Genomic DNA, 9,305 nt, shown 5'->3' on the forward strand with positions numbered 1-9,305 from the left:
GCCTCCGGCGGGATTCGCGATTTTATTTCATAATTCTAAACGCCGTAGGCGCAAAAAAAATCCAGTGCTATTTTATTCGTAAAACGTTGGCATCGCCCAGCGTTTTTCATTTTGTGTAAAATAGTAAGCTGGTGAAAAACGAAAATATCGTTATAATTCTAAGTTCTAAGTTCTAAGCTCTAAGTTCTATTTTCTAAATTTGCACCCGTATGAAAAATTCCATCCCTGATTCAGTGCTTTTGAAAGCGGCCAGTGAATACGGCACTCCGCTTTGGATTTATGACCGTGCGACGATTGAACGTGCTGTAAAGGACGTGCAGGTTTTTGACACTGTACGCTTTGCCCAGAAGGCATGCCCGAACCTTTCCGTGGTTTCGCTTATCCGCAAGCTTGGCTGCGTTGTCGATGCAGTCTCCGCTGGCGAAATTGTGCGTGCTCTCAAGGCAGGTTTCAAGGGTGGACAGCAGAAGGGCAAGGTTCCTGAAATTGTCTACACGGCTGATATCTTCGACCGCGACGCTCTCGAACTCGTGAAGAAGTACGACATCGCCGTGAACGTGGGCTCTCCGGACATGATCCAGCAACTCGCTGATTTCGGCGTGAAGTCTGAACTCACCATCCGCGTGAACCCGGGCTTTGGTCATGGCCATTCCCGCAAGACAAATACCGGTGGCGATTTGAGCAAGCACGGCATTTGGCACGAACAGATTAAGGATTGCATCAAGCTTGCCCAGAGCAACGGCATGTGGATCACTGGTCTTCACATGCACATCGGTTCTGGTACGGACTTTGAACACTTGGCTCAGGTATGCGATGCCATGGTCGATGCTAGCCGTCGCTTGGGCTCTCACCTCCGCACGATCAGCGCTGGTGGTGGCCTCCCGATTCCGTATCACGAAGAAGAAAAGGGCAACCGCATTGACGTGAAGGCTTACTACGATTTGTGGGACAACGCCCGCAAGCGTATCCAGCAGAGCATCGGTCACGACGTTCACCTCGAAGTGGAACCGGGCCGTTACCTTGTTGCAGAAAGCGGCTACCTCATTGCCGAAATCCGTGCCGTCAAGAAGCAGGGTGATAATTTGTTCTACCTCTTGGACGCTGGCTTTACCGATCTCGTTCGCCCGAGCTTCTACGGTAGCTACCACGCTATTTCTGTGGTCGCCCGTGATGGTCGTGAATTGAACGAAACGGTTGACGCTGTTGTGGCAGGCCCGCTCTGCGAATCCGGTGACGTGTTCACGCAGGAAGAAGGCGGCTTTGTGGTGACACGCAAGCTCCCGAAGGCTCAGGTGGGCGACTTGTTGATTCTCCATGACGCCGGTGCTTACGGTGCCGCCATGAGCAGTAACTACAACAGCCGTCGCTACGCTGCCGAAACGATGTACACGAATGGCGAAATCAAGCTTATTCGCGAACGCCAGACTTTCGAACAGCTCTTGCAGAACGACAGAATTATTGAATTATAAACTTCGCATAGCTTCGTTGCTCGCCTCCTTACGTACATCTTAGTACGCTACGGAGGCTCGCGTCTTGCTCTGCTCGTTTCTAATTCAATACTGAAGTTGGATTGTAGTTGATTTGATATAATCAAGATTATTGCTCCGCTTTCTTTATATAGAGATAAAGTGGTAAAGTTGTGAAAAATGGTTGTTGTTGCGAGAATGGAGCGTCGGCCAAGGTATTTTCTTCGCAGTAGCGTGCAAAACGAGAGTCGTGAACGACTCTAGCAGGCGTTCATGACCGAGTGAAGCCGCTGACGCCGTAGGCGTCAAAAGCATCAAAGGCGAATGCTGCGGTTGCACTTGTGCAAACATAGCTGAGCCGTAATTGCTGATGCTTTTTCAAAAATCAAATTACTACCTTTGCTCTCGGAAATAAGACTATGGGAAATTTACGCGCGATTCTCATGCCCATTGCGATTCTTGCGGGCATCCTCATTCCTCAGGCGCACTTTTTGTCGCCGCTCTTGCCGTTCACTATCGGCATCATGATGTTCCTTACGTTCGTGACGAAAATTCCGCCGCAAACGCATGGCTACACGTTCAAGATTGAGGTTCGAGCTTTTGTCGTGAGCCTTATCATGATTGCGCTCCTCTGGGGAATTGTGGAACTATTCCACTTGCCGCGCGAGGTGCTTTTGGGCGGTGCGATTATTGCGCTTTGCCCACCTGCGAATGCGGCCCCTGCGATGGCGAAGATGCTTGGTGGCAGTGCGTCCCTGGCGCTCAAGATTTTTCTCAGCGGAAATTTGATAGCCTGCTTTAGCATTCCGATTGTCTTTGGGTATTTGACTGGATCCAATGCGAACCTCTCCGAAATTGCGATGAAGATTTTCAACACAATACAACCGATTATCAGCATTCCCCTGGCGTTTGCGTTTGGACTCCGTAACTTTTACCCGGAACTTGCCGACCGTGCCGCAAAATACCAAAAGTACACCATGTTCGTTTGGACGTTCTCGGTGTTCATTATTTTGTCTAAGGCAAGCTTCGACATTCGCGAGATGGGCTTTGCCGACTTGTGGAATAGCGGAAAGCTCCCGCTCATGGCTGCAGTTTCGCTGGTGCTTTGCATTGTGCAGTTCTGGCTTGGCTGGGTGTGCGAACGCGGCCGCCGTCCAATTGAAGGATCGCAGAGCATGGGCCAAAAGAACACGACGCTTGTCATCTGGGTCTCTAGCCTTTACGCAGGCCCGGTTGTAGCGCTCGCTCCGACTTGCTATGTTGTATGGCAAAATCTTGTGCTCAGCTACATGACCGCTAAGATAAAGCCGAAGAATAGTTAAGAACTACGATTGTTTAGGGCTACTTTGTAGTAATTTTAAGTTGCTAGAAATTTTTTAACAATTTCTATTAGCTAGTTTGTATGGCAAAGTAATATTGTCCGTATTGGAGAATACTTTACAAAGTATTGTTACTATTGCGTCGAGTTTTAAATTATATTATTACGGTGAAGAGAGATTTTTTGTTCATGGAGTATGGGCGGGGACGCTTATAGCTCCTAATGCTAAATTGGTATTGGGGCAAACGCAGAAAAAATGTATCATCCTAAAAAATAATCATGTCCAATACTCCGTTTAATGTGGCTTGGATAGGAGGGCACAAATGAAAAAAATAATTATTCCATTGCTGTTCTTGGTGACAGCTCTTTGGGCTGAAACAAAAGTTGAATTATTAGTTGTCATTGATATGGGGAATAATTTATTTAGTTACGATAAAATGGATTTTATAGATGTAGATGATGAAGAGTGTATGAGTTTATTTGCTAATCCTGCACTCGAGCCTAAAGATGTTGAAAAGTTGTCTGTTTTTTATTACGACTTGTATTGTGGTCGTGGTGGCTTGTGGAAATCGGCTCTAGATTCGAATATTTTGTTTGCTAGGTCTAGTGGTGGTAATTGCTGTGGGCAAGCTCTTGAATTTTATATTCTTACAGGGACTACCCATACATTGGGAGAAGTTATTGAAGATGAAATTACTCGCTATAAAAAATGTGATTGCTTTGATGGAAATGATTCTTTGTTCAGTTTCCTTTTAACAGGTATTGATTCGGAGTTAATGCCTGAGGTTGAAAGAGAATTAAAGAAAGATATAGATATGCGTCGTTTTATCTTTTATGACATTAAACTGGCAAAAAGGCTGTATGTATCTGGAGGACCTTATGATGATTGCAGTGATATGGTTGATTTATTTTTAGATATTCGTAACGGCGCCATTTCAAAAATTCCTTCAAATAATTCCCGCTTTGAATCTATCCGTGTTCAAGACCATCGTTTAATGGTTTCCCCGAAATTAGAAGGTCGTACGTTTATGTTATTCGATGTCAATGGCCATGAAATCCGTCGGGGTGTATTAAAGGATAATATGGAAATCCCTGCTTATCCGACCGTTATCAAGATTCAGGATTTTGGTTCAAGGCTTTTAAAGTAACGTAAAAATCCTTTTTAGATTGATTACGCAAAAAAAATAATTTATTTTGATACTTTTTTCTTGAGACCATCTTATATTTATGTTATGGTTTATTCGAAGTTGGTCTCCATATTTACTGCTTTGGCCGCAACTTTATTTGTTGCGTTCTTTGTACGTGATTGGTTTGTCCTTCACCAGTGCGGTGCTGTGCAGTCTTGTATTGAATATTCGAGCGATTTTCAGAATATCACTAAGTTTATTGTTACTTCGATTGCGGCGTTGATTGCGTTTTCTGTAGGCAAACTGAAATTTGCCAAGCGCGATCGGTTGTTTGTGCAAGTTGCTTTTGCGATGATTTTATGTGCAGACTTTTGTTTTAAAATCTTGTACAATTATTTTGGTACTATAGAAAATCGCGACAACTTTATTACGGTTGGGATTGTATTTTTCTTTATTGCGCAGATGATTTTTATTTACCGCCATACGCGCGTTAGTGAAGACGATTGGTCGTTCCCGTGGATTTATTGCATACCCGTTGCTGCGATTTTTTCAATGGCGTTTCTTACGTATTTCCATGTTCTCGAATCGTTCGAATTGATGGCGGTTCTTGTTTATGCTCCGACGCTTTTTTGTTCGCTGTTCGTGGCATGCAGGGCATCGAAGCGGGGCTTTTTCCCTGAGAAAAATGCATTTTTGATTATGCTCGGGATGATTTGCTTTACGTGCTGCGATATTTTGACTGGAGTATCCCTGCTTACAGGCGAAGATCATTCTACTCGCGAAATTATTGCGGCTGTTTCGAATAACTTTATATGGCTATTCTATGTTCCGGCCATTATTTCTTTGGCGTTGAGCGGATATCGCCACCATAGATAGTCAATGCCTTTAAAACCCTTGAATTATTGCGTTGGTCGGACTGTCAAGGCTGTTTTGCCCTTTTAAAATTCTATTATTTCCTCGTCACAAAGAGGTTATAATGATTATTGATTTGAAAGGTATGGAAACGACCGTGCTCCCCAACTTTAAGGGTGGCGAAAAGGAATATAAGGCTAAGATGTATTTTGACGGTACGACGCGCATTATGCATGGGACCTTGGAACAGGGGGCGTCGATTGGTTACCACAAGCACGAAACGAATAGTGAAATTATGTTCTTTGTCTCGGGGAAAGGCAAGGTGCTTTTTGACGATGGTGTTGAATATGTCGAAGCTGGACAATGCCATTTCTGCCCGAAGGGCCATTCCCACAGCTTGATTAATGAAGGTCCGGAAGATCTCGTCTTTTATGCGACGGTCCCGGAACTCGGATAAGTTTAATTTAATGGAGAAAATATGTCTAAACTGATGCGTTCTATTTCTGGTATCCGCGGAATCGTTGGCGATACCCTTACTCCGCAGATTTTGCAGAGCCATGTGCGTGCTTTCCTTGAAATCACGAAGGCTAAGCGCGTGGTCATTGGCCGCGATAGCCGCCCGACAGGTGATGCTATTGTGCAGTATGTTGCTGGCATCTGCCGCCTTTCTGGCGTGGATGTGGTGGATGTAGGTCTTTCGACCACTCCATCAGTAGAACTCCTGACGACACACTTCAAGGCTGACGCGGGTATCATCATTACCGCAAGCCATAACCCGCTCGAATGGAACGCTCTCAAGTTCCTCAACAACAAGGGACTCTTCCTCGGTCCGGATGACGTGAAGCAGCTCTTTGCTCTCGCTGATGCAAACCAGTTCACTTATCCTGATTACCGCACGATGGGCAAGTATGAAGTTGCTCCGGATGCCGACGGTATTCACATTGACGGTACGCTCAAGATTCCGTTCGTGGATGTCGAAGCCATCAAGGCCAAGCATTTCAAGGTCGCTGTCGATGCCGTGAACGGTGCCGGTAGCTTTATTGTGCCGCGCCTCTTGGAACAGCTCGGTTGTGAAGTTGTCCGTGTTCATTGCAGCCCGGATGGCACGTTCCCGCGTGGCGCAGAACCGATTCCTGAAAATCTTGGTGACTTGCGCAAGGCTGTCAAGGATAACGGTTGCGCTGTCGGCTTTGCTGTTGATCCGGATGCAGACCGTTGTGCTCTCGTGGATGGTTTTGGACAAAGTATCGGTGAAGAATACACGCTTGCCATTGCAACGGACGAAGTTCTTGCACAAAAGAAGGGTAGCGTTTGCGTGAACCTTTCCACGAGCCGCATGAACGAGGATGTTGCCGCCAAGTACGGTTGTGAATTTAGCCGCGCGAAGGTCGGCGAAATCAATGTGAGCTTGCAGATGATCGAGAACGGTTGCGTTATCGGCGGTGAAGGCAACGGTGGCGTGATTCTCCCGGCGCTCCACTACGGTCGCGATAGCCTCGTGGCTGCTGCACTTGTGCTTAGCTGGATGGCTCACCACAATGGCGGTCCAGAAAAGTTCGTGGCCGAGAATCCGGCTTATGTGATGCCGAAGAAGAAGTTCGAACTCGGCGACAAGAAAGTTGCAGACATTCTCCCAAAGGTCAAGGCTGAATTTGCCGGCTGGAAGACGGATGAACGCGACGGCCTCTGGCTCGGGAGCGAAAAGTCCTGGGTGCATGTGCGCGCCAGCAACACGGAACCGGTGATCCGCGTGATTGCCGAAGCGCCGACTGCTGAGGAAGCTGAATCCTTGTGCAGTAAGGTCGAAAAGCTGATTTAACTCCTGATGTCATCCTGCACTTGTTGTCTTTGACCACTTAGCACTTTAGTGCTTACGTGGTCATGATCCGCGTATGGGGACGGGATCGCCATTCTCAAGTTTGCAGCTTGTCGTCCTGAGCGTAGCGAAAGATGCAGTTAAGTCTTGTTTTTTTCACTGGATTCTTCAGTCACTGCGTTCCTTCAGAATGACGGTGTTGCGTTGTCATCCTGAGCGGCGCAAGCCGTGAAGGATCCAGTGACATCATGGATGTGCATTAAAAAGGCCTCCCCATCGGGGAAGCCTTTTTAATGTGGAGAGGTGTTTATAAAAATCTCAATATTTTAAATACAGAAAAACTCAGAGAGCCTAGCAAGACAAGGAGTGATCCCCCGTAGCGTACCGTTGTACGTGAGGGGGTGAACGACGCCGTATTGCGACGGCTATATAAGTTTTTCTAGAACTGTTCGAAGAACTTGTGGACCTCTTCAGGAACCCAGGTTTGTTCCCAGTTCCAGCCCACACCCATATTACCGGTGTCGTGAGCTGTCCACTGGTGGTCACCTGGCCAGCTGCACCATTTGACCGGAAAGCGTTCATCGACGTTCTTGAAGTCATAGCAGACGTGGCCTGTGTTGCCCCTGACTTCTTCTGGCTTTTCGGAGCTTGCGTCAGTGAAGTTTCCGTCGGCGTCGGCCTTGCCGTTACGCTTGAGGATTCTCGGGAGGGCGCTGTCTCTTGCGCGCTTGTAATCGCAACGTCCATCATTCACGCCATGAACGTTCATCCAGGCAATTGGCAAATTCTTCATGTTGTTGCCTTCGGGGAGCCAAATGTTGTAATCGGCGACAGCATAAGTTGCTGCTGCACGGACGCGGCTCTGCATGTCCTGCATGAGCGAGTAGCTGAACATGGCGCCATAGCTAAAGCCATTAATGAACACGCGGCTTGTGTCGATGCAGTAGTTTTCGTTCAAGGTCGTGAGTGTCTGGGCGAAGAAGTCGTGGTCGGCCTGGCCCTTGTTCCACAGGCCTCCGATTGCATCGAGCGAGACGAAGATGTAATCGCCGTTCTTGTCGAGCACTTGCTGGCCATAGTACGGAGTCGGATGGTCATAGTCCGGAGAATGGTGCACGAAGTCTTCGCCACTACTACCATAGCAGTGCAGAGCAAAGAGCACCTTGTGCGGCTTGGTATTGTCGTAGTTCTTGGGCAACGTGATGAAGTATTTGCGTGTGTCGCTACCGACCCTGATTTCGAACTGGTCGCCGTTTTCCACACTCTTGACTTTTTTCAATGTGGAATTGGTGCCGCAACCCTTACTCGGTGTCGGCTTGTTGCCAATGGCGTAGCCGAATTTGAATGTCGGTTCAGGAGGGACGGTCTTTGCGAGTTTCACATTGAGTGTCGTGTCGAGCGTTCCGAGCGGCACTGTAAGCGTGTCAAAGCCTTCTGCGGCAAAACGGATGGTTTCACCGGCTTGCGCATCCTTCATGAGGGCGTTTGCGCCTTGCGCACCGAGAGAACGGCTGAATTCACCGTTTGTGGTGAACTTGAAATTCTGTTTTGCGTTACCGACGGTCACTTGTGCCAAGTACGTGCCCTGTGCGCTGAGTCCTTTGCTCAAATCGTACGTGCCGGAACCTTGCAATGTCTTCTTGAAAACTTGGTTGCCGAGGGAATTGTAAATCTTCACCTGAACGGGGGCTGTGCTGCTCTGGGAGTAAGAAAGAATTCCGTTATTGATGCCGATATACCCAACGGAATTTCTGACAGCGGATTTGATCCCCACTTCTTCTTCGTGGATGGTGAATTTGCCCTTGTCATCGGTTATTGCTGTTTTATTTTCTTTGAGGAGGCTTACCGAGGCTCCTTTGATGGCTTTGCCATCGTTGTCGGAAACGGTGCCAGAGATTGTGTACGCCGATGCTAATCCGCAGAATGCCAAGAGGCTTGCGGCCGTGAAAAGCTTGGGTGATTTGAAACTCATGTTTACTCCTTTTACCAAAACTCCTAATTGAACACACCTTATCATAAATGAATTTAAATTCGGATGTGATTAATGTTGCGTGGTGAAACCTTTTGCTTGTTGACTAATTGTCTATAAAATTCTGTTTACAAGAATGTTTTATTCGCTAAGGCTGGTGATGTCGAATGACCGAACAGCGCGGGTGTTACATTGCAAAAAAAAACGGTCCCTGGGGAGGAACCGCTTTTTGGTAGAGAGCTGATTTATGAAACTTGATTAGAACTGTTCGAAGAACTTGTGGACTTCCTGAGGAACCCAAGTATTCTGCCAGTTGCCGTTGTCGTAGGCGGTCCACTGGTGCTGACCATTCCAACTGCAGAATTTGACCGGGAAGCGTTCATCGACAGTCGTGAAATCATAGCAGAGGTGTCCGCTGCCACCGACTTCCTTGGGCTTTTCAGCGCTGGCATCGGTGAAGTTGCCATCTGCATCGGCCTTGCCGTTGTTCTTGAGAATGCGCTTGAGTGCACTGTCACGAGCGCGGTTGTATTGGCAGGTGCCGTCGTTCTTGCCGTGCACAGCCATCCAGGCGATGGGCAAGCCCTTGTTCTTCGGCAGGTAGATGTTGTAGTCGGCGGTTGCATAGACTGCGACTGCACGGAGGCGGTCTTGCATATCCTGGGCCATGGAGTTCGTGACCATGGCGCCGAAGCTGAAGCCCGTCATGAACACGCGGCTGGTGTCAATGCAGTAGTTTTCTTCGAGAGTCGTAAGC

Annotated in this window: 9 protein-coding genes; 6 read left to right on the top strand and 3 right to left on the bottom strand. The window is 47.7% G+C overall.

Translation table 11 applies throughout. The features are described from left to right. Window positions 1-209: 209 nt before the first annotated feature. Window positions 210-1,469, top strand: a complete 1,260-nt coding sequence (gene lysA / locus HUF13_RS15790) for a diaminopimelate decarboxylase (RefSeq protein WP_173476018.1) — start codon at window positions 210-212, stop codon at window positions 1,467-1,469. A gap of 144 nt (window positions 1,470-1,613) precedes the next feature. Here the strand turns inward: lysA and HUF13_RS15795 are convergent, their stop codons facing one another. Then, on the bottom strand, window positions 1,614-1,817 hold the full coding sequence (locus HUF13_RS15795) for a hypothetical protein (protein WP_173476019.1): 204 nt from the start codon (window positions 1,815-1,817) through the stop codon (window positions 1,614-1,616). 68 nt (window positions 1,818-1,885) lie between these two features. Here HUF13_RS15795 and HUF13_RS15800 point away from each other — a divergent pair, with 68 nt between their 5' ends. The 5 genes from HUF13_RS15800 (at window position 1,886) to glmM (ending at window position 6,582) form a co-directional block, all read left to right on the top strand. Continuing rightward, window positions 1,886-2,788 carry a bile acid:sodium symporter gene (locus tag HUF13_RS15800; RefSeq protein ID WP_173476020.1) on the top strand — a complete coding sequence of 301 codons (903 nt, stop codon included), beginning with the start codon at window positions 1,886-1,888 and terminating at the stop codon, window positions 2,786-2,788. A gap of 319 nt (window positions 2,789-3,107) precedes the next feature. Then, entirely contained in the window at window positions 3,108-3,932 is an 825-nt protein-coding gene (locus HUF13_RS15805) for a hypothetical protein (RefSeq protein ID WP_173476021.1), read from the top strand. A gap of 84 nt (window positions 3,933-4,016) precedes the next feature. Continuing rightward, the gene (locus HUF13_RS15810; RefSeq protein WP_173476022.1) at window positions 4,017-4,787 is read left to right on the top strand and encodes a lysoplasmalogenase family protein; all 771 of its coding nucleotides are present in this window, start codon (window positions 4,017-4,019) and stop codon (window positions 4,785-4,787) included. Window positions 4,788-4,887: 100 nt separating this feature from the next. Continuing rightward, on the top strand, window positions 4,888-5,220 hold the full coding sequence (locus tag HUF13_RS15815; RefSeq protein WP_072830770.1) for a cupin domain-containing protein: 333 nt from the start codon (window positions 4,888-4,890) through the stop codon (window positions 5,218-5,220). A 21-nt stretch (window positions 5,221-5,241) separates the two neighbouring features. Beyond that, entirely contained in the window at window positions 5,242-6,582 is a 1,341-nt protein-coding gene (gene glmM / locus HUF13_RS15820; RefSeq protein WP_173476023.1) for a phosphoglucosamine mutase, read from the top strand. 436 nt (window positions 6,583-7,018) lie between these two features. Here the strand turns inward: glmM and HUF13_RS15825 are convergent, their stop codons facing one another. After that, a complete protein-coding gene (locus HUF13_RS15825) occupies window positions 7,019-8,551 on the bottom strand; it encodes a carboxypeptidase regulatory-like domain-containing protein (RefSeq protein ID WP_173476024.1) in 1,533 nt (510 codons plus the stop codon). 255 nt (window positions 8,552-8,806) lie between these two features. Continuing rightward, window positions 8,807-9,305 (bottom strand): PHB depolymerase family esterase (locus HUF13_RS15830; protein ID WP_369697088.1); only part of this gene is annotated, 499 nt, incomplete at its 5' end.

The sequence above is a fragment of the Fibrobacter succinogenes genome (assembly GCF_902779965.1).
Taxonomy (GTDB): domain Bacteria; phylum Fibrobacterota; class Fibrobacteria; order Fibrobacterales; family Fibrobacteraceae; genus Fibrobacter; species Fibrobacter succinogenes_F.